Source organism: Streptomyces sp. NPDC050085 (genome assembly GCF_044460595.1).
Taxonomy (GTDB): Bacteria; Actinomycetota; Actinomycetes; order Streptomycetales; family Streptomycetaceae; genus Streptomyces.
In genome coordinates this window covers 163779-186850 of record NZ_JBITJZ010000001.1, presented here as the reverse complement: position 1 = coordinate 186850, position 23072 = coordinate 163779, and the positions used below count along the sequence as shown (strand labels likewise).

Sequence of the window (23072 nt, the reverse complement as noted above, 5' to 3'; positions counted from 1 at the left end):
GCGATGTCAGCTGTGTCCCGCGCCCGCTCGTTCGACCGGGCCGCGGCCCGGTACGCCGAGAGCCGCCCCTCCTATCCGCCCTTCGTGCTGGACGCGGTCGAGGAGTTCCTCGCGCGTCCCCTGTCCGGCGCCCGGGCGGCCGACGTCGGGGCGGGCACCGGGATCGCCACCGCCCTGCTGCGGGAGCGCGGAGCCGAGGTCCTCGCCGTCGAACCGGGCGAGGACATGGCGGCGCGGCTCCGCGCCGACCTTCCCGATGCCGCGGTGGTGCGGGGCGACGGCAACGCCCTTCCGCTGCACGACAGTTGCCTGGACCTGATCACGTACGCGCAGGCATGGCAGTGGACCGACACCGACCGCTCCGTACCCGAGGCGCTGCGCGTGCTGCGACCCGGCGGTGTGCTCGCCGTGTGGTGGAACACCACCGACTTCGACGTGCCGTGGATCGCCGCCCAGCACGAGCGCATCGCCCGCTTCGGAGGTGTACCGGCGCGCGCCCGGACCCGTCCCGACGACGCGGAGGCCATCGCCCTGGCCGGTTTCACGGGCCTGCGGGCCGTGCGGCGTCGCCGGCCGTGGACCCGGACGGTACCCCTGCGGACGCATCTGGCGAACATCGGCAGCCGGTCGGCGCTCCTCGTGCGCGACGAGGCAGCCGTCCGCGACTTCCTCGCCGAAGAGGGGGCGCGCCTGCGGCAGTTGTTCCCCGGAGACGCGGTGGAGGAGAGCTACGTGGTCGATCTGGTCATGGCGGCGGCACCTTAGTCCCCGACGCCCTGGTGTCCCAGTGGCGGGTCAGTGGTGCGTCAGTGGCGCGTCAGTTGTCGGGCGCGCGGCGTCAGCGTCGCGTCATGAGGCGTCCGGTGACCCGGGGGTGCGGGCATAGCGTCCGTGTCACGCCCCGGCCTTCGAGTGACGGGCGGGGCGCCCATGTCCACCACGAGGATTCTCCAGGGGGAGTCCCATGCCCGACCTGCTGTGCGGTGAAGACCCGGAGCCTTCCGAACGCGTCCCGGCCGGACCGCTCTACGTCCCTGTCCGGCCGGGACCCACGGGATGCACCGCCCGCATGTTCCGTACCCCGCTCGGTGAGCGCACCGCCGTCGGATTCACCAGCCGCGAGCGGCTGACCGCGACACTCGGCCCGCACCAGCAGTGGATCCGCCTCGGCGAACACGCGCTGAGGACGCTCGCCGAGCCCCTCGGCGTCACCTCCGTCACCGTCGACCCGGCCTTCTCCGCGCCGGCCGCCGCCGCCCCGCTCGCCCGGGACCGGTGGCAGGAGCAGGTGACCGGCGTGGCGCGCGTGACCGGCATCGCCGCCGTCGCCGACGCCCTCGCCCTGTGGATCCACTGAACAAGGGAGTACGTACATGAACAAGGGAGTACGCACACCATGACCCTCACGCACCCCTCCGCTCCCGCCCCCGCCGTCGAGGACGACCTGTCGGTGTGGCCGACCTCCGCCACCCGGCTGCCGCACGGCGGACTCGCCGTCGGCGGTGTCCCGCTCACCGAGGTCGCCGAGCGCTTCGAGACACCCGCCTACGTCCTCGACGAGGCCGAGGTGCGCGAGCGCTGCCGCACCTACCGCGCCGCCTTCCCCGAGGCCGAAGTCCTGTACGCGGCCAAGGCGTTCCTGTCCCGAGCCATGGTCCACTGGGTCGAGGAGGAAGGCCTCGGGCTCGACGTGTGCTCGGCCGGTGAGCTGGAACTCGCCGTCACCGCCGGGTTCCCCGCCGAGAAGATCGTGCTGCACGGCAACGCCAAGTCGCCGCACGACATCGAGGCCGCCCTGCGCCTCGGCGTCGGCCGCATCGTCATCGACAGCCCCTCCGAGATCGCCCGGCTCGCCGCGGCCGTCGGCCCGGACGGCCACCAGAAGGTGATGGTGCGCATCGTGCCCGGCATCACCGCGGGCGGCCACGAGAAGATCCGCACCGGCACCGACGACCAGAAGTTCGGCCTCTCGTTGGCCGACGGCTACGCGCACCACGCCATCGCCCGCATCCTCGACCAGCCGCAGCTCGAACTCACCGGACTGCACTGTCACTTGGGCTCACAGATCACCACCGTGAAGCCCTATCTGACCGCGGTCCGCCGGATGGTCGGGCTCATGGCCCGCATCCGGGACAGCCACGGCGTCGTCCTGCCCGAGCTCGACATGGGCGGCGGCCACGGCATCGCGTACCGGCCGGGCGAGGAATCGCTGGACATCACGGCACTGGCCCGCCGGATGCGCGCCGAACTCGTCGAGTCCTGCGCAGGCGCGGGCCTGACCGTGCCGCGCCTGCTCATCGAGCCGGGGCGAGCGGTCGCAGGACCCGGCGGTGTCGCCGTCTACCGCGTCCTCGCCGTCAAGCACACCGGCGCCACGGTGTTCGTCGCCGTCGACGGCGGCATGAGCGACAACCCCCGACCCGCCCTGTACGGCGTCCGCTACGCGCCCCGGCTGATCGGCCGGGCCTCGACCGCGGCGCCCGCCACGGCGACCGTCGTGGGCCGGCACTGCGAGGCGGGCGACGTCCTCGCCGCCGACGTCGAACTCCCGGGCGACATCCACCCGGGCGACCTCCTCGCCGTCCCGGTCGCCGGGGCCTACCACCTGTCCATGGCCTCCGGCTACAACCTCGTCGGCCGACCGCCCGTGATCGCCGTGGCCGACGGGCACGCCCGCCTCCTGGTGCGCCGCGAGTCCCTCGACGACTACCGCAGCCGCGACGTCGGACTCTGACCGGGGGACATCTGTGGCGCGACGGCCCTCGCGGGTACACATCGCACCATGCACCTCGACAGCCGCCCCACCCCCGACGACGACAGCCGCGCCCTCCCCGGCCCGCCGAGCGCCTACGGCGCCTGGGCCGAGGAGGGCGCGCTGCCCGTCTTCGACGTGTCGCCGAGCGCGCCGCGCACCCCGTGGGACCGCATCATCGACCCGCCGACCGGACGCCGCTGGATCCACCTCGGCAACCGCCGCATCACCCTCGTCGCCGACACGGACGGCCGCAGCGGGCTGTGGGACGAGCACGACGGGCTGCGCTGGCTGACCGAACCCGAGCCGCAGGGCACCGGCATCAGCCTGCTGACCACGCCCGACGCGCTCGTGCGCTCGGACGCGCCCGGCGGCGAGGTGCGGTTCGGACCCACCTACGCGCGTGTGCGCACGCGTAGCGACAGGGCGGAGCTGGTCCGCACCGTGCTGTGTCCCGAAGGGGAAGCGCCCTGGGTGCTGGTGCGGGTCGAGGTCGCGAACCTCTCGTCGGACAGCGTCCGTTGGGTGCTGGCCGAGCAGTGGGACGTACGGCAGCGGCAGTTGGCGTACCTGGAGGTGGGCGAGCGCACGGAGCCGGCCGCACATCCGGGAGGCGCGGCGCTGGCGCTCGACGAGATCGGCGGGCCGCGCGTCGTCGGGGACCGGGGCACGCTCGAAGTGCGGCGTGAGGTGGAGCTCGGGCCCGGCGGGCAGGGCACCTACTGGTTCCGGTTCGGCCTCGCCGACGCGACCTACGAGGGTGACCCCTCGGTCACGTACGAGAAGAGCATCGAGGGCGTACGGGCCCGGCTGCCGCGCGCCGCCGACCCGCAGGCCCCGGAGGCCACCTGTGAAATCCCCTGGCACGCCGCCCTGTTGACCGGTGGCGCCTGCGCGGACGGCCTGCTCGGCGGGCACACGCTCGACCAGGCATCCGCCTACTCGTACCGGCACGGCTTCAACGGCGCGGCCCGGGACCCGCTGCAGCACGCCCTGCCGCTCGTCTACACCGAGCCCGATCTCGCGCTCTCCGTGCTGCGCAACACCTGCGCCTGGGCGAGCCCCGACGGAGAGCTGCCCTACAGCCTCGACGCCGAACAGCAGCCCCGCACCGACCTGTTCAGCCCCTCCGACCAGAACCTGTGGGCGCTGTGGCTCGCCGCCGAGTACGCCGCGGCCACCGGCGACCTGGCCGCGTTCGCCGAGCCCGTCGGGTTCCACCCGGTGCACGGGGCGGCCGAGGTGACCCTCGCGGAGCATCTGCGGCGACAGTTCCGCTACCAGGTCGACGTCGTCGGCACCGGCGAGCACGGGCACGTGCGGATCCGCAACGCCGACTGGAACGACCTCGCCCTCGACGAGCCGGGGACCGACCGGCAGACCATGATCGAGCGCGGCGAGTCCGTGCTCAACTCCGCGATGGCCGCCTGGGTGCTGCCCGTCTACGCGGGGCTCACCGAGCGCCTCGGCGACCGCGCCACCGCCGCCGAGGCGCGCACCTTCGCGGAGCGGCTGCGGCAGGCCGTCGCGGGGGAGTGGAACGGCCGCTGGTTCCGCCGGGCGCACGGACCGGGAGACGCGCCCGTCGGCGAGCACGACCTGTGGCTCGAAGTGCAGCCGTGGGCCGTCCTGTGCGGCGCGGCCGACGACTCCCGCGCGCGCGAGCTGTTCGCCACCATCGACGAACTCTGCGTCCAGGGCTCCCCGTTGGGCGCGCGCCTGCGCTGGCCGGCGCCCGAGACCGACCGGGGCTCCATCTGGTACGCGATCAACCAGACGCTGGTGTGGGCCGCCGCCCGCATCGACCCCGCCTTCGCCCACGACCAGTGGCGGCGCATGTCGCTGCGGGCGCACGCGGCCGCGTACCCGGAGATCTGGGAGGGCACCCTGTCCGGACCCGACGCCTACCTCGCGCCCGGGAGCGAGCGGCCCGGGCAGACCTGGGCGCTGCCCGACGTCGGCGTCGCCATGCAGGCCTGGCCCGTGGGCAACCTGCACAGCCATGCCCAGCCACTCCTCGGCCACCTGCGCCTCCTCGGGGTCGAACCCACGGACCGGGGACAACTCGCCGTCGGCGGCGGCGCGTTCTTCGACAGCCGCGTGCTGACGGTCCACCCCGACGGATCGGGCGCGCTGCGGCCGCGCGGCCGCGCCGAGGTCGTCACCCGCGACGGACGGGTCCACCGGGGGAGCGGCGAGATCCGCTGGTCCTGACTCCGAGGTTCCCCATCGGCGAACAAGCGTCCAGCGGCGTAATCGGTCGGCCGTGCGAGGGCTCATACCAGAGCGGGACCTCGGCCGTCGGAGTTTGGCAACTGCCCACCGCACATGAGGCGTTGACGACTACCGTGAGTGCCCGCCGCGCGACGCCCGGTCGCCCCTGCCTGTCGTCGCGCCGTTCTGCCACAGCCTCCCAGAAACCGAGGACGAGGACGCCGTATGTCTCAGCTCCGCCAGCCGCCCGCTCGCGCAGACCGTCGCGAAAGCGGTCGGCACGGCAGGCCGGCCGGGCGGGCCGCGCCGCACCCGGCCGAGACCCACATACGGTCCCAACTGCTGCGCCTGGCCGTGCTGCCGCCGCTCGCGGTGGCGCTCAGCGCGTGCGCGGCCGTGCTGTTCACCGTGCGTTCCACCGGCGCGCGCCCCGGCCTCGCGCTGTGGAGCGTGCTCGCCGGGGCCTGTCTCGTGACCGTCGCGGGGATCGTCATCGCGGCCGTCGCCGCCGACCGGGCCGCCACCGCCGTGCGCGACCGGGTCGTGTCCCTGCGCCGCACCAGCGCGCGCGGGCAGGCCGAACTGCGCGGACTCGTCGACCAGTTGCGCAAGGGCGAAGGTCCTCCGCCGCGTCGCGCGCCCAAGCCGCTCGCGCCGGGCGCCGACGACTTCGACCAGCTCGCCGCCGATCTCGCGCGCGCCCAGGACGTCGCCGTGACCGCCGTCGTCCAGGCCACCCAGCTGTCCAGCCAGGCGGGCAGCCAGCAGAAGGTCGAGGTCTTCGTGAACCTCGCACGGCGCCTGCAGTCCCTGGTGCACCGCGAGATCTCGATCCTCGACGACCTGGAGAACGACGTCGAGGACCCCGACCTGCTCAAGGGCCTCTTCCACGTCGACCACCTGGCGACCCGCATCCGCAGGCACGCGGAGAACCTCGCCGTACTGGGCGGCGCCGTCTCGCGCCGCCAGTGGAGCCACCCCGTCTCCATGACCGAAGTGATGCGCTCCGCGATCGCCGAGGTCGAGCAGTACTCCCGCGTCAAACTCGTGCCGCCGATCGACGGCACCCTGCGCGGGCACGCCGTCGCCGACTGCATCCACCTGCTCGCCGAACTCGTCGAGAACGCCACGGTGTTCTCCGCCCCGCACACCCAAGTCCTGCTCCGCGCCAACCTGGTGACCTCAGGGCTTGCCGTCGAGGTCGAGGACCGGGGCCTCGGCATGCCCGTCACCGAGCAGAACAAGATGAACGCGCTGCTCGCCGACCCCGACCAGGTCAACGTGGCGAGCCTGCTCCAGGACGGGCGCATCGGGCTCTTCGTCGTCTCGCAGCTCGCGCGGCGCCACGGCATCACCGTACGGCTGCAGACCAACATCTACGGCGGCGTCCAGGCCGTCCTCGTGCTCCCGCAGGGGCTGCTCGGCGCCGACCGGGACGACGGGGCCGACAGAGCGCCCCACGTCCGCCGGGCCGCCGCCGCGGCGACCGCCGACAGCGTCCTCGCGCCCGGGGCCGCGGCGGCCAACGGGCACAGCGCACTCGTCCACCCCTCCGGCGTCCAGCCGGCGGCAGCTCCGCAGAACCAGCCCGTGCAGGCCGCCCCGGCCGCCCCGGCCGCGCCGCACGGGGCCGTCGCCGCCGTGCCGCGTCAGCCGCGCACCGGGGCGGCGTCACCGGGCGTGCACGGACCCGCACCGCTGCCGCAGCGCCACACGGGCGACCCGCGGCCCACCCCCGCCGACGCGCTGCCCGGCATCCGGCCCGAGGACCGGCAGGCCGCCGCCGAGCACGCCGCACACGCCGATACCCCGCCCACCCCGGTGCGCGGCACCATGGGCCGCCCCCAACTCCCGCGCCGCAGAGCCCAGGAGCACCTCGCCCCGCAACTGCGCGGCGGCCCCGCCCAGCGCCCGGACGACGAACCGCCGGTCGGGCACGACCCCGGGCTCATGGCCGCGTTCCAGCGCGGCATCACCCTCGCCGAGGCGGCCGAGCCGCGCCAGATGCCCGGCACGCCGCCGCGGCCCGGGGACGACGAGAGCGGCCGTACCGGATGACCCCCGCACCCGCGGCGGCGCACCGCGAGGCGATACCCGGCGGGCCGCGTCCCGCCCCCGCCGTCCCCCCGACCAGCACCACACCCAGCAGTCCACCAAGGAGTCGATCCCCCATGGCGAGCGATGTGCCGACGGGTCATGTGTCCGATCTCGACTGGCTGATGAGCGGCCTCGTCCAGCGCGTTCCCCACACCCACAGCGCCGTGCTGCTGTCCTCCGACGGTCTCGTCAAGTCCGTGCACGGGCTCGACGCCGACAGCGCCGACCACATGGCGGCCCTCGCCTCCGGGCTCTACTCGCTCGGCCGCAGCGCCGGTGTGCGGTTCGGGGACGGCGGAGACGTCCGGCAGGTGGTCGTGGAACTGGACTCGACGCTGCTGTTCGTGTCGACCGCCGGGTCCGGCACCTGCCTCGCGGTGCTCGCCGGACGGGAGGCCGACGCGGCCGTCCTCGGCTACGAGATGGCCATGCTCGTCAAGAGCGTGCGCCCCTACCTGGTGACGGCACCGCGGCAGCACTCGGCCGAACCCACGGCGATGAGGAATTGAGGGTGTCGGCCCCGCAGGACGGGCCGTGGCTCGACGGCGCCGCGGGCCGGCTCGTGCGCCCGTACACGATCAGCAACGGGCGCACCCGGCCGAGCACGTCGATGGACCTGCTGTCCCAGGTCATGGCGACCGGGACGACACCCCTCGGCTACCTGGGGCCCGAACACAACCAAGCGCTCGAACTGTGCGCCCAGCCCACATCGGTCGCGGAGATCGCCGGCCACCTGAAACTTCCCGCGGTCGTCACCAAGGTCCTGCTGTCCGACCTCGTCGACTGCGGGGCGCTCACCACCAAGCCCCCCATGTTCCACGAAAACCCCACTGACCGGTCCCTACTGGAGGCAGTGCTCGATGGACTACGACGACAGCTCTGACCCCTTCCCCACCGCACTGAAGATCTTGGTCGCGGGCGGGTTCGGGGTCGGCAAGACCACCTTCGTCGGTGCGGTCAGCGAAATCGCCCCGCTCAGCACCGAAGAGCTGCTCACCACCGTCAGCGCCGCGACCGACGACCTCGACGGCATCGAGAACAAGGTCGAGACGACCGTCGCCATGGACTTCGGACGCATCACCCTCGACCCGGAACACGTGCTGTACCTGTTCGGCACGCCCGGGCAGGAGCGCTTCTGGTTCATGTGGGACGAGCTGTCCGAGGGCGCCCTCGGCGCGGTGATCCTCGCCGACACCCGCCGCCTCGAGGACTGCTTCGCCGCCGTCGACTTCTTCGAGGAGCGCGGGATGGGCTTCATCGTGGCGGTCAACGAGTTCGACGGTGCCTACCGCTACGAACCCGAGGAGGTGCGCGCCGCCATCGACCTCGACCCCGAGGTGCCGGTCGTGCGGTGCGACGCGCGCATCTCGAGCTCCGGCATCCAGACCCTGCTGCAGCTGGTCCGTCACCTGCTGGCCCATGCCGCCCCGACGGCCTCGGGCTTCGGGGTCCACACATGACGGTCGATCGCCGCGGAGCCGCCGCATGACGTACGACGCGACCGGGCGGCTGCTGCTGACACCGGTCGACCGGGAAGGGCCCGAGCGGGCCCGCCGACTGCGCCGCCTCGACCTGGGACAGCGTCCGGAACCGGCCTTCGACCTGTTCGCGGACCGGCTCGCCGAGGTGACCGGAGCGCCGTACGGCATGGTCAACTTCATCGACGAGAACCGGCAGTTCTTCGCCGGACTGCACACACCGGACGGCGACCACCGCGGCGGCGAACTCGGCGCGGTGGCCGCCGAGTCCGCCGCCGGCGGGACGGGGCGCTACATGGCGCGCGACCACGGCTACTGCCCTCATGTAGTCGCACGGCGCAAAGCGCTCGTCCTTGAAGACGTGTGCGACTACCCGCGGTTCGCGGGCAACCCTGTGGTCGACGAGATCGGAATCCGCTCCTATCTGGGCGCGCCCTTGATCGACGACCGTACGGGCCTCGCGCTCGGCACCGTGTGCGTGGTGGACACCGAACCGTGCCCGTGGGGACGGGCCGGGCTCGAGACCATCAAAGCCATGGCCAGGGAGCTCATGGACGTGGTGCGACGGCGCGGGGACCTCATGGTGTGACCGGCCCCGACCCGCAGGCACTCAGGCGCTCACGTACTTACACCGTGACCGTCTCGCCGTCCGGGAACGTGAGGTGCACCTGCCCGTCCTCGTCCACGGCGCAGTCGACCGCCTCGCGCAGTGCCTGCGGGTGGACGAGGTCGCGGGTCAGGGCGACCAGCGTGACGTGGACGCTCGCTCCGCCGGGATGCCGTGGGCTGCGCAGGTACGGGGTCGCGGAGTGCGGTCCGTACGCGTTGGCCTCGACCTCGCGCGCGACGCAGGCCTCCTCGTCCCAGCCGTACAGGGCCACCAGCGCGCTCGTCAGGCCCGACTCGGTGCGGGTCAGTGCCCAGCCGGGACCCTGCTCGGCCTGCGGCCGGACCGCGTCGGCGACCGCGTACCCGCCCTCGCGGACGGTGACGCCCGCCGGAGCCTGGACCCGGTGCACGCGCAGCTCCCACGGCCCGTGCAGCACGCTCGTCGACTCGATCGGGAACTCTTCGTCACTGCCCGGCAGTTGAGCGTGGTGACGGGAAGAGGCGCGGCGTCCCTCGCAGGTGAGGGGGTGGATGCGGAGGCGGCGCGAGGGCGTGCCGTCGGGGGCGATCAGGGCCAGGTGGTTGTCGATGGTGCGCGCCCAGGCGTGCGCCGCGGACTCGGGTGCGGTGGCCGTGGAGTAGGCGAGCTTGGCGTAGTGCGGGTCGTCGGTGGCGGGCCCGTCGAGTGCGTTGTGGTCGCTGCCGTGGTTGATCAGGCGGACGATGCCGTCGTGCGGGGTGCCGTGCAGCAGCCAGCCGGGTGCGGGCAGCGCCGTGCAGTGATCGGCCCGCTCGGACTGCTCGACGGGCAGCGGGAGTTCGCGCTCCGTCCACACCGGGTGGTCCGCGGGCAGCAGCAGCCCCAGGAAGCCCTTGCTCGCCCAGTACGGGGATGCGGGCCCCGAGTACGCCTGGGTGGCGGGCAGGAACGTGTCGTACCAGCCCAGCGGCAGCAGCCCCCGCTCGTCCGGCACCCCGCGCTCCACGAAGTGCCGGGCGGTGCCCGAGGCGAGGCGGCGGGTGAGGCCGGGCGCGAGCGGCGTGCAGTCGGCCAGGGCGCCCATCCACACGGGGGCGGTCGCCGCGAACCGGTAGGTCAGGGAGCGGCCCTGGTGCACGGGCGCACCGTCCCCGCCGAAGAACCGCGGGTACGTGGTGAGGAACTGGGTCAGTCGCTCGCGGTAGACCTTGCCGCGGCCGCCGTCGCCCTCGGGACCTGTCATGCGGGCCCACAGCAGCGGGTACAGGTGCATCGCCCAGCCGATGTAGTAGTCGAAGTTGCGGCCGTCGCCGTCCGTGTACCAGCCGTCGCCGACGTACCAGTCCTCGATCCGGTCGAGTCCGCCGTCGATGTCGCTCTGGCTGTACGGGGCGCCGACCGACGCCAGGAACTGCTCCGACACCACTTGGAACAGGCGCCAGTTGTTGTCCCAGGTGCGGCCGCCGACGAACCCCGAGAACCAGTCGACGACCCGTTCCTGGACCCGGGTGTCGAGCCGGTCCCAGATCCAGGGGCGGGTCTCGTGCAGCCCGATCGCGATCGAGGCGGCCTCGACCATCTGCTGGGAGCAGTCCGTGAGTTCGGGCCAGGCCTCGCCGCTGTCACGGTCCGTGCCCGTTGTCAGACCCTGCGTATACCGTTCGATCAAGGGGGAAACGGCGGGATCGTCGTCCCCGCCGCCCGCGCCCGCTATCCGGAAGGAGGCCAGCAGAAATGTCCGAGCGAACCCTTCGAGCCCGTCCGAGACGACCCCGGACCAGCTGGCCCGCCCCGGCAGCCGGTACTGGGCGAGGCCCGGAGTCGCGTACGGCAGCAGGGCGTCCAGCTGCCGGTCGGCCAGGGCCTCCCAGTGCGCCCGCGTCCAGCCCGTCAGCGGGGAGCGGACGCGGTCGGTGGGCGGCAGGGAGAAGTGCGGGGCGGGCATGATGGTTCGCTGGCTCCTCGATCGGCGTGCGGTGCAGACGCGGGACGGCTGGATGTCCGGTCACTGAAGTGTGCCTGGCGTCAAGCCAGTTGAGCGGTGTGCGTGTGACCCCGTGAACCGCCGACCCGGACGGTGAGGACCGGACGGCGCCCCGGGGTGAGCGTGACCGTGTCGTCGGCCCGGACCACGCGGCTCACGGGGAAGGGGAGTTGGACGGTCAGGGTCGTCCCCGTACGGCCGGGATCCGCGACGGCGACCGACCAGGTGCGGCCGTCGTGGCGCACGAGCACGGTGCCGGGCCCGTCCGATCGCAGCCCGTCGACGGTGCCCGCCGTCCAGAAGTGCGCGGCGAGCAGCCCGAGCCGGGGTGCGGTGACGGCCTGGACGGTGGCGTCGTTGGCGAGGATCCGCATCGGCCGGGAGCGGGACCAGACCGCGGTGGCGGCAGCGGTCGCACCCGGAAGCAGGACATAGGCGTAGGTGGCGCAGGAGGGGGAGGTGCCGTGGTCGAACCAGAGAGTGGCGTAGCGGCGGGTGACCGGGGTGGTGCTGCCGCCGGTGTCCGCACCGGTGTTGAGGGCGCGCCAGGTGCCGGTGCGTTCCTCGCGCAGGGCGTGCAGGGGTCCGCCGGCGGGGAAGACGAAGCCGCCGGTGCCCTCCAGATGCGCCCAGTGCGCGTCCGGGAGGGAGGCCGACCACCCCTGCGTGGTGGGCTGGGGCCGTCCGTCGACGACGAGCCGGGGTGCGGTGCCGCCGTGCAGATTGCGGTTCTCCACGACCGTCTCGATCGTGCGGCCGTCGCTCGCCGTGATGTCCGCGCCGAGCGCGACGACCGCGTTGTCGACGAAGAACCACGCCTTCTTGGCGCGCAGGGTCGATCCGTCGGCGATCAGCTGCATGGCGGCCGCGCCGTGGCGGGCGTCGAGGACGGCGCCGCCCGCCACGGCGTTGGCCGGGCGGAACGTGCCGGTTCCGCCGCCCGTGCCGAGGTCGGTGCGGGAGCGGGTGTCCACCGTCGTGCCCGGCAGCCGGTACGGGTCGACGGTCGGCCAGAAGGCGTCACCGAAGGCGTCGAGGTCGTCGCCGTCGTACAGGTACGTCATGCCGTCGCCGGTGTACCAGCCGTGCAGGTTCTCGCCGTTGCCCGCCTCGTAGGCGGCGATGCGCTTCGAGGACAGCGACAGGGCGCACGCCCAGCCGGGCCGCCGGTGCACGACGCGGTCCATGTCGGCGAGGACGAAGTGCCCGGTGCTCCGCTGCGCGGGCCGCACGGCCGGATCGTCGAGCACGGCCTTCGCACGCGCGAGCGCGGGGACGCCGACGAGGCTCGTGTACGGGGTCTCCTTGTTGCGCAGGATCCAGCCCTTGGCCGCCGCACGCCAGCGGTCCGCGTACGACTGCGGTGCGCCTTCGGCGAGTTGGAGTATGCAGGAGACGGTCACGGCGCCGTCGGTGTGGTCGCGGGCCCGTTCGCGCGATATCGCACGGCCGCGCACGGCGTCCATCATCACGCCGTCGAACAGGAAGGGAGCGAAGGTCCGGTCGACGGCCTCGTGGAGCACCGAGACCGCCGGGTCGGCAACAGCCCAGGCGGACCCGGCGAGCAGGGCGATGAGCTGGCCCGCACTGCCGAGCAGGACACTGCCGTAGGTGCCCGTGTAGGCCACGTTGCCGTGCTGCACGAAGGAGCCGTCGGCGTAGAACCCGTCGCCCGAAGCGACGTACTGGAAGAGGCTGTTGCGCCCCTGGTCGCGGACGTCGGACAGGGCGTCGCGGGCGAGCACCAGCGTGGCCGCGTCCCGGGCGAGCAGGCCGCGCAGGGCGACGATGACGGCCTTGTCGGCGCGGTTGGCGCCGGTCTCGGCGAGCGTGGGGGAGTTGGTGCGGCGGTCCGCGTCCGGGACGAAGCGGGCGACGGTCCGCACGGACGCGGCGAGGTCCTCGGCGGGCAGGTGCGCGCGCAGCAGGACGCAGGTGTCCATGAGCGCCCGGGGTGCGCCGATCTCCCAGAACCACCAGTTGCCGGACTCGGACCGGTCGGCGCGGTAGCCGGCCGTGCCCACGTAGCGCAGGGCGTCGAGGAGCCCGGCGAGTACGGCCGCGTCACCGGACAGCGAGGTGCCCGGGGTGGCCCAGGCGGTGGCGAGCGTGCGCAGCCGCTGGTAGCTCTGGCCGAACATGCCGGGATCGGAGGCGGGGGACAGGTCCGCCCACAGGGCGGTGCGGCCCGCCGACGTGTCGAGCTGCCCCCACCAGGCGGCGGCTTGCGTGTCCAGCGCGGTGAGGGCGGCCGCGAAATCGGGGTCGTTGGGGTCGAACGGGCCGCCGGTGAGCTGCTGTTCGGCGCGCGCGAGGAGTGGCTCGTACGGGTCTGCGTCGGCCGCGTCGGCCGCGGCGGCGGAGCCCGCCACCGGGAGGAGGGCCGCGGCGGCGCCCGCTCCGGCGAGCGTGAGGGACTGGCGTCGGGTCAGGTCCATGGTCGGTCGTCGCCCTCCGGCTCAGTCGGACAGGGTGGCCGGGTCGACGGGCGGCTTCGGCAGGCCGAGCGCGGCCAGCGTGGAGAGCCCCTCGGCGTCGATCGGGTACGCCCACTTGGACACGAGGAAGTCGGTGAGGTCGTAGCCGGTGACGCGGCTCGTGTACACCGCGAAGTTCGTCCAGCGCAGCGCGTCCTGGGTCTGCCAGTCGGACTGCGGGTTCTCGGTGCGGATCAGCCGGTGCAGGCGCGGCCAGATGTCCGTGCCGAAGGCGAGCTCCAGCTGGCGCAGCGACACGAGCTTCTCGTACGCGCCGAACGACGTGCCGAAGGCGAGCCCGGGCGTGCCGAGCTTCGGCAGCGCGGACTGGAACGGGGTGAGCCCGGTCTTCGCGTCCGGGGTCAGGAGGTTGGAGGGCTGCCCGAGGACGCGCTGTGCGGCCAGGGAGTAGATGTTGACGGTGACCTCGGTCAGACCGGACGGGCGACAGGCGAACTGCTGGTGCAGATGGCCGAGTTCGTGGTACAGCCCCCACCCGCGCGTGTTGAGGCCCTGGACGGTCAGCAGCCGGTCGAAGTAGGCGGGCGGGAAGGCGTTGTAGTAGTGCGTGGCGTACGCGCCGACCCCGGCGGGCACCTTCGGGACCTCGCTGAACTGGTAGGGGCCCGCCTTGCGCCGGTGCAGCGGGGCGGAGCCGTCGAGCCCGGCGACCTCGGCATGGGAGGCGATGACCTTCTCGAAGGTCTGCATCAGCGCGGTGTGGTCCTCGGCGCGGTAGGGCAGGAAGTTCGCCCGGGTCACGGTCACGAGGGCGTGCGGCGAGGACAGTTCGACGTACAGCGAGTCGGTGAAGGTGTCGAGCTGCTTCTGGAACTGGGCCTCGGTGGTGGTGCCCAGGACGAACGTCGGCATGCGCACGGCGCCTTGGACGAAGGTGACCCGGGCGCGCTCCCCGTGGCCGGGCAGGCGCAGGTGGATCGGGCCGCCGTAGGGGTCGCTGACGGTGTTGACGCCCTCGGCCAGGGTGGTCGCGCGGGGCGTCATGAGGTCCGGGTTGTCGGGGTGGTTGTCGAAGGTGCCGATGTGCAGCGTCGGCAGGACCCCGTCGAGCGCCTGCACCCGGACCGTGAGCTGCGCGCCCGCGGGGGCGTAGTGGCCGGTCGCGACGAAGTCGCTGCCGCGGTAGGTGGTGGCCAGCCGCAGCCGCTCCGACTCGGCGTCCGGGAACGCTCTGACCAGCAGGGCGTCGGCACACGGAGCGGCCGCGGCGGCGGTCGCGCCGGCGCCGACGACCGCGGCGGCACCGACCCCCGCGAGTCCGGCGAGCACGGCACGGCGACCGGGGCCGCGGGAGTCGGCGAGGGCGTGACGGGGCAAGGGGGCAGGGCGCATCCGGGGACTCCCATGGGGACGAGGAACGTCGGGGTGATGGGCGGGACGAGCGTGCGAGCTGCGCGCCAGCATGTAAGCGTTTGCTATCCGACCGCAAGAGGGTCCGGAGAGTTTCTGTTCGTTACTACGTCAACAGGGCCGGATGCGAGCAGGATTGTGCATCCGGTGGGCCGGTGCTGCGGCTCAGACCGGGCGGCGGCGCGCCGGTGGCGGGGCCACCGAGTCCCGGACCACGAGGTGCGTGCCGAGCCGCAGCGTGCCGGTGGTGGGCGCGCGCCAGTCGTCCTCGTCGCCCCCGTTGAGCGCGACCCGCACGGCCTGGCGGCCCATCTCCTCCAGCGGGATCCGCACCGTCGTCAGGCGCGGCCGCAGCTCCTGCGCCACCGGGATGTCGTCGTAGCCGACCAGCGACACGTCCTGCGGGATGCATACCCCGGCCTCCTCGAGCGCCTGCGCCGCACCGGCCGCCACGATGTCGTTCGCGGCGAAGACGGCCGTGAACCGCGGGCCCTCCCGCAGGAGTTCGGTCATGCGCCGATAGCCGAAGGCGCGGCTGAACGCGCCGGGCTGCTCGAGCTCGGGATCGCGCGCGACACCGCGCAGCTCCAGTGCACGGCGGTGCCCGGCGAGCCGGTCCATGGCCGTGGACAGGCCCGGCGGACCGCCGAGGTACAGGATCCGCTCGTGCCCCTGGGAGATGAGGTGGTCGGTGAGGGCGAAGGCGCCGCCCTCGTTGTCGTACTCCACCCCGACCGTGGGCGCGTCCGCGCCGATCGACGGACGGCCGCACAGCACGAGCTTGGAGCCGCCCGCGTCCAACTCCCGGGCGCGGCGCGCCAGTTCCGCCTTGTACGCCCGGTCGTCGACGCTGCCGCCGACGAGCACCACGGCGTCCGCGCGCCGCTCGTGCATCAGCTCGATGAAGGCGAGCTCGCGCTGCGGTTCGCCCTGGGTGCAGCAGACCAGGCACAGGCGTCCGCCGTCGGTGGCCTCGCGCTCCACGCCGCGTGCGATGTACGCGTAGAAGGGGTCGATCAGTTCGCTGACGATGATGCCGACCGTGCGGCCGGAGACGCCGGCGAGGGCCCGGGCGTGGGCGTTGACCACATAGCCGAGCTCGCGCATCGCCGCTTCGACGCGCTCGCGGGTCTCGGCGGCCACCGGATAGTTGCGGTTCATCACACGGGACACGGTCGCCGTGGAGACGCCGGCGTGCTTGGCCACGTCGACGACGGTCGCGCGCCGTCGGCCGGCCGCCCTGCCGTCTCCGGGTGCCGTGGAACTCTGCCGGGACATCCGATTCACCCCCTGATGCTCGTGCTGGTCCGCGGGGCGCGTCCGCCGCCCCGCGCTGGTCGTCCGCCCGCTGCAGAGCCTAAGCGGTGCGGCGTGCGGCCGGTCACGCGATGCGCTCCAGGTCCTCGAGGAGCACGGGGTGGTTCAGCGGCACCCCGCGCGCGTACCGTGCCAGTTCGTCGACGGCGAGGGCGCCGAGCCGCCCCACCTCGTTGCCCTGGGCGCCCGCCATGTGCGGGGTGATGAAGACGTTGGGCAGGTTCCACAGCGGGTGGTCGAGCGGCAGCGGCTCCGGGTCCGTGACGTCGAGCACGGCATCGATCCGGCCGCTGACCAGGTGCGCGGTGAGGGCCTCGGTGTCCACGAGCGGGCCGCGCGCGGTGTTCACGAGCAGCGCGCCCGGGCGCATCATGCCGAGCCGCCGGGCGTCGAGCAGCTGCCGGGTCTCGTCGGTGTCGGGCGCGTGCAGGGTCACGACGTCGCTGGTGGCGACGAGCGTGTCCAGGTCGGTGCGGGTCGCGCCGAGCAGTTCGGCCTCGGCGTCGCCGACGTAGGGGTCGTACAGCAGCACCTCGGCGTCGAGGGAGCGCAGGAGCTGGACGACCCGGCGGCCGATCCGCGAGGCGCCGACCACGCCGACGGTGATGCCGCGGGTGCCGATCCAGTGGTGCCGGTCCAGGTCGGCGCCGGTGCGATGGGTGCGCCGGGTGCGGAAGAGGTGGGCGAGGGGGAAGGCCCGCTTGGCTCCCAGGATGATCGCGGCGAGGGTGAACTCGGCGACCGGCACCGCGTTGGCCGCGGCCGCCGAGGAGACCGTGATGCCCCGCTCGTACGCGTCCCTGGTCAGGAACGTCTTGACGGTGCCGGCCGCGTGGATCACCGCGCGCAGTCGGGGCGCCCGGTCGAGCACGGCGCGGTCGATGGCCGGGCAGCCCCAGCCGGTCAGCAGGACCTCGCAGTCGGCCAGGGCGGCCCGTGCCTGCGGGCTGCTGAACTCCCGTACGACGTGCGGCGGTTGGATGTCCGCGGTCTCCTCGAGGCGGACCCGTACGGCCGGCGGGAAGACGTCGTCGACGGCCGCGGAGTCCATCGCGAGAACCGTACGGGGTCGCCGCGGGGGCGGTGTGGCGTCGGCGGTCCCGGCCTCGACCGGCACTTCGTCAGTGGTACGCACCCTGCCTCCGGACAGTAAACGTGTTCTATGACGTGACCGCACGCTAGGGAGCGTGCGGCTCGACCGTCAAGGTCAAGTGACGTTCTGAGGGAGGGAGTTGTCCAGTGATGCCTGAAATGCCTGCCAGGAAAGGCATGTTGAAAGGTGCGCGTAACCCAGCTGTTTCGCGCATCTCTTGACGATGGGGTTAACCGCTTACTAACTTGCCGCCGCAGTACCGCAGTTCTTGCGCCAGCCGGCCGAAGCCGAACAGGACCGCCCCATGACTGCTCCCACACCATCCGCCGCGGCACCACCACTCGCCGTCCCCCGCAGGACCCTCCGGCAGCGCCTCAAGCGCGACAGGGTCATGCTGCTGCTGTGCCTGCCGGGCTTCCTGTACTTCGTGGTGTTCCACTACGTGCCGCTGCTCGGCTACATGGTGGCGTTCCAGGACTACCAGCCCTACCTGGGCTACATGCACAGCGCCTGGTCCGGCTTCACGAACTTCACGAACGCCTTCGCCGACCCCGACTTCTGGTCCGCGACCGGCAACACGCTGAAGATCGCGCTCGTCCAACTGGTCCTGTTCTTCCCGGTCCCGATCGGGCTCGCCCTGCTGCTCAACAGCATCGTCAGCGACAAACTGCGCCGCTTCGTGCAGAGCGTCGTGTACCTGCCGCACTTCATCGGATGGGTCATCATCGTCTCGATCTTCCAGCAGATCCTGGGCGGCGCGGGCGTCGTCCCCGACCTGCTCGAAACGATCGGCCTGCCGCGCTACGACATGATGACCGACCCGAACGCCTTCCCCTGGCTGCTCGCGCTCCAGGTCATGTGGAAGGACGCCGGCTGGGGCACCATCATCATCCTTGCCGCGCTGCTCTCCATCGACCGCGGCCTGTACGAGGCCGCGGCCATGGACGGCGCCGCCCGCCGGCGCCGCTTCTGGCACGTCACGCTGCCCGGCCTGTCCCCGGTGCTCGTCCTCCTGCTGATCCTCAACCTCGGCAACATCCTCACCGTCGGCTTCGAGCAGATCCTGCTGCAGCGCGACGCGGTGGGCGCGGGCGCCGGTGAAGTCCTCGACACCTACGTCTACTTCCACGGCATCAAGGACAACCAGTGGGGCACCGCCGCCGCGGTCGGCATGGTCAAGGCCGTGATCGGCACGGTGCTCGTGATCGGCGCCAACAAGTTCGCCCACCGACTCGGCCACGAAGGGGTGTACCGCGGTGCTGACCGTTGAGACGACCGCAGTGAAGACGCGCCGCCCGGCCCGCGCCACCGCACCGGCAGCCGGCGACCTGCGCCCCTCCGGCGCCCGTCCGCCCTGGATGGAACGACCCACGAAACTCGGCCTGTTCTTCAAGGGCCTCGCCCTCGTGATCGTCGTCGGCCTGGTCGCGTACCCGCTGCTCGGCGTGATCGGGACCAGCTTCGCCTCGCAGGCCGACATCATCCGGTCCAACGGCCTGGTCCTGTGGCCCGACCATCCCAACCTCGACGCCTACCGCAGCGCGTTCACGGGCGGCCGCGTGACCCGCGCGCTGTTCGTGAGCATCGGGATCACCGTCCTCGGCACGCTCTGCAGCCTGCTCGCCACCATCGGCATGGCGTACGGCCTCTCCCGGCGCGGCATCGTCGGCGGCCGCTTCATCCTCATGACGGCCCTGTTCACGATGCTGTTCAACGCGGGCGTCATCCCCAACTTCCTCCTGGTGAAGGAACTCGGGCTCTACAACACCTTCGCCGCCCTCGTCCTGCCCACCATGGTCAGCGCCTTCAACCTGGTCGTCATGCGGGCGTTCTTCATGAACCTGCCCGAGGAGCTGTACGACGCCGCGAAGGTCGACGGAGCGGGCGACTTCCGCACGCTGATCCAGGTCGTCCTGCCGCTGTCCAAGGCGGTCATCGCCGTCGTCGGACTCTTCTACGCGGTCGCGTACTGGAACGCGTACTTCAACGCCCTGCTGTACCTCGGCGACAACGAGAAGTGGCCGCTGCCCATGGTCCTTCGGACCTTCATCCTTCAGGGCCAGGGCATCGACACCGCGACGGCGGGCGAGGCGGTCGCCCCGCAGCAGGCCGTGCAGATGGCCGTCCTCGTGATCGCGGTCGTGCCGATCCTGCTCGTCTACCCGTTCCTCCAGCGGTTCTTCACCAAGGGCGTGCTCACCGGCGCCGTCAAGGGCTGACCGCCCCCCCTTGCACCGCCCCCTCCCACCGTCCTGTGCACCGTCCCTCGCACCCCCCCGACTTCCCCTTTCCCTCTCCTTGTTGAGGAGCCCTCGATGCCCCCGATGTACCCGGCCACGTCCATCAACCGCCGCACCCTGTTCCGCTGGGGCGCGGGGGTCGGTCTCACCGTCGCCGCCGCCCCGCTGCTCGCCGCGTGCGGCGACGGAGGCACCGCCGCCAAGGCCGAAGCGAAGAGCGCCACGCTGCTGCCGACGACCACCGTGCGCAACATCGGCATCACGGCCGACCTGCCGGGCACCGCGGCCGGGGTGCCGGCCACGTACCTGAAGTACCCGACCGAGCTCACCCGTGCGACCAAGGGCACCCCGCTCAAGGGCGCCAAGAAGATCTCGGCCGTCACCGAGACCTTCACGCCCCTGCCGCCCGCGCGCGGCAAGAACGCGGCCTGGCAGGCGATCGAGAAGCTGCTCGGCACCGAGGTCGACTTCACGGCCGTGCCGGCGGACGACTACCCCGCGAAGTTCTCCACGATGGTCGCGGGCGACCAGCTGCCGGACATCTTCATGTACCCGGAGACCGGCGGCGTCGACAACATGGCGGCGTTCCTGAGCACCAAGTGTGCCGACCTCGGCCCGCACCTGTCGGGCGACAAGGTCAAGGACTACCCGAACCTCGCCGCGATCCCGAAGTTCGCCTGGCAGGACGCCATCAAGGGCGGCAAGCTCTACGGCATCCCGATCGCCCGCGCGGGCAGCGCGGGCGCCGGCTTCTACCGCGCCGACCTGTTCGCGAAGGCGGGCGTCACGAGCCTCGACCAGATCGACAGCCTCGACCGGCTCGTCGAGCTCGCCAAGGAGCTGACGAACCAGAAGAAGAAGCAGTACTTCTTCTCCGGCGGCGCCAAGAACCTGTTCGCGATGTCGAACGGCGGCCAGCACTACTGGAAGCGCGACCACACCACCGGCAAGTGGACGTACCAGCTGGAGGACCCGGCCTACCGGGAAGCCATCGAGACCCTCGCCAAGCTCTACAAGGCGGGCTGCTTCTACCCCGGCACCGTGCAGATGTCCGGCGCCCAGAAGGCCCAGTACACCGACCTGTTCAAGAACGGCAAGGCCGCCTACGTGTACGACGGCATGCCCGGCTACTTCACCCCGGGCACCGGCTACGTCGACGCCATGGCGGCCATCGACAAGACCTTCGACGTGCGGCCCATGGTGCCCGTCGGCGAGAAGGCGGTCACGTGGACCGACAACGTCTCGCTGCAGAACTGCTACATCAGCAAGGCGAGCGAGTCGCGCGTCAAGGAGCTCCTGAGGCTCGCCGACTTCGCCGCCTCGCCGTTCGGTTCGGTCGAGTACACCCTCATGACGTACGGAGTCGAAGGCACCGACTACAAGCGCGACAAGGACGGCACCCCGGTCCTCACCGATCAGGGCGCCCAGGACGTCACCGTGCCGTGGACCAAGCTCGCCTCCGCCGGCCAGCCGCTCTTCAGCGCCACGCAGCCGGACGCCGCGAAGTACGCGCACGAGGCCTATACGAAACTCATCCCGAAGCTCATCGAGGACCCGACCCTCAGTTACTCCTCACCGACCTGGGACTCCAAGGGGCTCGGCAGCCTCTACACCATCCAGTTGGACGGCGAGAAGGACATCATCACCGGCCGCAAGTCGATGTCCGACTACGACGCCCTCGTCAAGAAGTGGCGGAACGCCGGCGGCGACACGTGCCGCGCCGAGTTCGAGCAGGCCTCCAGCTCCTCCAGCTCCTCCAAGGCTTCCAAGGCTTCCAAGTAAGGGGACGACGTGACCTCCAGCAGACGCTCATTCCTCACCACGGCCGCGGTCGCCGCGGCCGTGTCCGTACCGGTCCTGGCTCCACCCGCGTTCGCCGCCCACGGCTTCGACCCCCGGCCCGGCTCGGACGGCGTCGGAGACCCGCTCTACCCGACCCTCGGCAACGGCGGCTACCAGGTCACGCACTACGACCTGACCTTCGACTTCACACCCGTGACGTACGACTTCACGGGCGAGGTCACGCTCTCCGCCCGGGCCACGCAGGACCTGTCCTCCTTCAACCTGGACACCGACGGCCACACGATCGACGCGGTCACCGTGAACGGCCGCGCCGCTCAATTCGCCCTGTCCGTCGGCAAGTCGGGCCAGGAGCTCACCGTCACGCCGGCGCGGCCGCTGCACGAGAACGCGCCGTTCACGGCCACCGTCACCTATCACGGAAACGGCAAGGCGCCCCGCACCGGCCTGTCCGGCTGGAAGTTCGGCACCGACGGCGGTTTCGCCTCCGCCGTGCAGTCCTCGCGCGCCGACACCTTCCTGCCGTGCAACGACACCCCGTCCGACAAAGCCACCTGGACGTTCCACATCTCGGCGCCCGAGGGCTACGTCGCCGCCGCCAACGGCAGGTTGACCGGCAAGGACAAACGGTCGGACGGCTCGACCGTGTGGCACTTCGCGCTGCGCGAGCGCATGCCCACCGAGCTGCTCGGCATCGCCGTGGTCAAGGGCACGTACCTGTACGGCACTTCGCACACGGGCCTGCCGCTGCGGCACGTCGTCCCGCAGGGCCAGGAGGACAAGTACGGCCCGATCGTGGCCCGCACGCCGGACCATCTCGCCTGGCTGGAGGCGAAGTTCGGGGCGTACCCCTTCTCCGTCTACGGCATCCACATCTACGACGGGTACACCGACGCCCTCGAGAACTCGACGCTCACCCTCATGGGCACCAACTGGTTCAAGCTCAACGCCGACGGCAACCCCACGTACGAGAACACCATGGTCCACGAGTTGACCCACCAGTGGTTCGGCGACTGTGTGACCCCGAACGACTGGCAGCAGGCCTGGCTGAACGAGGGACCCGCCACGTACTACGCCGCTCTCCACAGCGAGGAGCGCGGCTGGTCGCTGATGGTCGACAAGATGAAGACGACGTACGAGAAGCTCGACGCGATCCGGGCGAGCGACGGCCCGCCCGGACTGCCCAAGGCGCTCGGCGGAACCAACATCTACGACGGCGGCGCCCTCGTCCTGTACGCCCTCCGACTCCAGGCCGGGCAGCGGACGTTCGACCGGATCATGGGGCAGTGGCCGCGCCGCTTCAAGGACCGGACGGTCACCAGCGAGGACTTCATCCGGCACGCGGTCGACGTGGCCGGGGACCGGTCCCTCGACGCGTTCCTGCGGGACTGGCTCTTCGGTGCGAAGAACCCGCCGATGCCGGGGCATCCGGACTGGTCCGCCGCGGCGTGACACCCGGCCAGGGGCCGGACAGGGGTCGGCCCACGTTCCGCCCGCCGGGGCCCGCGTGGGCGAGGTCCCGTGTCTGGGGTGACCTGGGTGTCCGGACCGGGTGTCCGGACCGGGTGTTCGGACCGGGGCTGTTCGGACCTGGGCATTCGCCCCGCCGTCCGGGTGCGCTCGGGATCGCCGCGCCGCGCCGCACGGGGCCCGTGCCTCC

The 23072-nt window shown here is 72.2% G+C and carries 18 protein-coding genes; 13 read left to right on the top strand and 5 right to left on the bottom strand.

The features are described 5' to 3' along the window. The first annotated feature begins 3 nt into the window (after positions 1 to 3). From ACIBUY_RS00775 to ACIBUY_RS00735, 9 genes are all read left to right on the top strand, one after another. Positions 4 to 765 (top strand): class I SAM-dependent methyltransferase, encoded by a 762-nt coding sequence (locus tag ACIBUY_RS00775; RefSeq protein WP_365562239.1) that lies wholly within the window; start codon positions 4 to 6, stop codon positions 763 to 765. A 199-nt stretch (positions 766 to 964) separates the two neighbouring features. Beyond that, a complete protein-coding gene (locus ACIBUY_RS00770; RefSeq protein ID WP_365562242.1) occupies positions 965 to 1357 on the top strand; it encodes an SAV_915 family protein in 393 nt (130 codons plus the stop codon). 39 nt (positions 1358 to 1396) lie between these two features. Continuing rightward, positions 1397 to 2734 carry a diaminopimelate decarboxylase gene (lysA, locus tag ACIBUY_RS00765; protein WP_365562245.1) on the top strand — a complete coding sequence of 446 codons (1338 nt, stop codon included), beginning with the start codon at positions 1397 to 1399 and terminating at the stop codon, positions 2732 to 2734. Positions 2735 to 2782: 48 nt separating this feature from the next. Beyond that, complete coding sequence (locus ACIBUY_RS00760; protein WP_365562247.1) at positions 2783 to 4966, top strand: GH36-type glycosyl hydrolase domain-containing protein; 2184 nt, start codon at positions 2783 to 2785, stop codon at positions 4964 to 4966. Positions 4967 to 5191: 225 nt separating this feature from the next. Continuing rightward, positions 5192 to 7024, top strand: coding sequence for a sensor histidine kinase (locus ACIBUY_RS00755; protein ID WP_399151289.1), 1833 nt, complete (start codon positions 5192 to 5194; stop codon positions 7022 to 7024). Positions 7025 to 7137: 113 nt separating this feature from the next. After that, positions 7138 to 7572 carry a roadblock/LC7 domain-containing protein gene (locus tag ACIBUY_RS00750; protein ID WP_365562252.1) on the top strand — a complete coding sequence of 145 codons (435 nt, stop codon included), beginning with the start codon at positions 7138 to 7140 and terminating at the stop codon, positions 7570 to 7572. 2 nt (positions 7573 to 7574) lie between these two features. Then, positions 7575 to 7946: a DUF742 domain-containing protein gene (locus ACIBUY_RS00745; protein WP_365562254.1), complete on the top strand. Its 372-nt coding sequence runs from the start codon at positions 7575 to 7577 to the stop codon at positions 7944 to 7946. Next, positions 7924 to 8523: an ATP/GTP-binding protein gene (locus tag ACIBUY_RS00740; RefSeq protein ID WP_365562256.1), complete on the top strand. Its 600-nt coding sequence runs from the start codon at positions 7924 to 7926 to the stop codon at positions 8521 to 8523. The genes ACIBUY_RS00745 and ACIBUY_RS00740 overlap by 23 nt, the downstream gene beginning before the upstream one ends. Before the next feature lie 25 nt (positions 8524 to 8548). Continuing rightward, the gene (locus ACIBUY_RS00735) at positions 8549 to 9130 is read left to right on the top strand and encodes a GAF domain-containing protein (protein WP_365562259.1); all 582 of its coding nucleotides are present in this window, start codon (positions 8549 to 8551) and stop codon (positions 9128 to 9130) included. A gap of 37 nt (positions 9131 to 9167) precedes the next feature. On the opposite strand, the gene ACIBUY_RS00730 is transcribed toward ACIBUY_RS00735, so the two are convergent. The 5 genes from ACIBUY_RS00730 to ACIBUY_RS00710 all read right to left on the bottom strand — a co-directional run bounded on the left by ACIBUY_RS00730 (position 9168) and on the right by ACIBUY_RS00710 (position 17414). Further along, positions 9168 to 11075, bottom strand: coding sequence for a DUF2264 domain-containing protein (locus ACIBUY_RS00730; RefSeq protein WP_399151288.1), 1908 nt, complete (start codon positions 11073 to 11075; stop codon positions 9168 to 9170). Positions 11076 to 11155: 80 nt separating this feature from the next. Then, the gene (locus tag ACIBUY_RS00725) at positions 11156 to 13552 is read right to left on the bottom strand and encodes a polysaccharide lyase 8 family protein (RefSeq protein WP_399151287.1); all 2397 of its coding nucleotides are present in this window, start codon (positions 13550 to 13552) and stop codon (positions 11156 to 11158) included. A 21-nt stretch (positions 13553 to 13573) separates the two neighbouring features. Beyond that, a complete protein-coding gene (locus tag ACIBUY_RS00720; RefSeq protein ID WP_399151286.1) occupies positions 13574 to 14929 on the bottom strand; it encodes a M60 family metallopeptidase in 1356 nt (451 codons plus the stop codon). 198 nt (positions 14930 to 15127) lie between these two features. Continuing rightward, positions 15128 to 16240 carry a LacI family DNA-binding transcriptional regulator gene (locus ACIBUY_RS00715; RefSeq protein WP_399151285.1) on the bottom strand — a complete coding sequence of 371 codons (1113 nt, stop codon included), beginning with the start codon at positions 16238 to 16240 and terminating at the stop codon, positions 15128 to 15130. Between the two features lie 103 nt (positions 16241 to 16343). Then, on the bottom strand, positions 16344 to 17414 hold the full coding sequence (locus tag ACIBUY_RS00710) for a hydroxyacid dehydrogenase (protein WP_399151284.1): 1071 nt from the start codon (positions 17412 to 17414) through the stop codon (positions 16344 to 16346). A 349-nt stretch (positions 17415 to 17763) separates the two neighbouring features. Between ACIBUY_RS00710 and ACIBUY_RS00705 the strand changes: the two genes are divergently transcribed. The 4 genes from ACIBUY_RS00705 to ACIBUY_RS00690 all read left to right on the top strand — a co-directional run bounded on the left by ACIBUY_RS00705 (position 17764) and on the right by ACIBUY_RS00690 (position 22864). Next, positions 17764 to 18642, top strand: coding sequence for an ABC transporter permease (locus tag ACIBUY_RS00705; protein ID WP_399152135.1), 879 nt, complete (start codon positions 17764 to 17766; stop codon positions 18640 to 18642). Positions 18643 to 18730: 88 nt separating this feature from the next. Further along, positions 18731 to 19591 carry a carbohydrate ABC transporter permease gene (locus tag ACIBUY_RS00700; protein ID WP_399152134.1) on the top strand — a complete coding sequence of 287 codons (861 nt, stop codon included), beginning with the start codon at positions 18731 to 18733 and terminating at the stop codon, positions 19589 to 19591. A gap of 96 nt (positions 19592 to 19687) precedes the next feature. Beyond that, on the top strand, positions 19688 to 21394 hold the full coding sequence (locus ACIBUY_RS00695; protein WP_399151283.1) for a hypothetical protein: 1707 nt from the start codon (positions 19688 to 19690) through the stop codon (positions 21392 to 21394). A 9-nt stretch (positions 21395 to 21403) separates the two neighbouring features. After that, entirely contained in the window at positions 21404 to 22864 is a 1461-nt protein-coding gene (locus tag ACIBUY_RS00690; protein WP_399151282.1) for a M1 family metallopeptidase, read from the top strand. Positions 22865 to 23072: the final 208 nt, after the last annotated feature.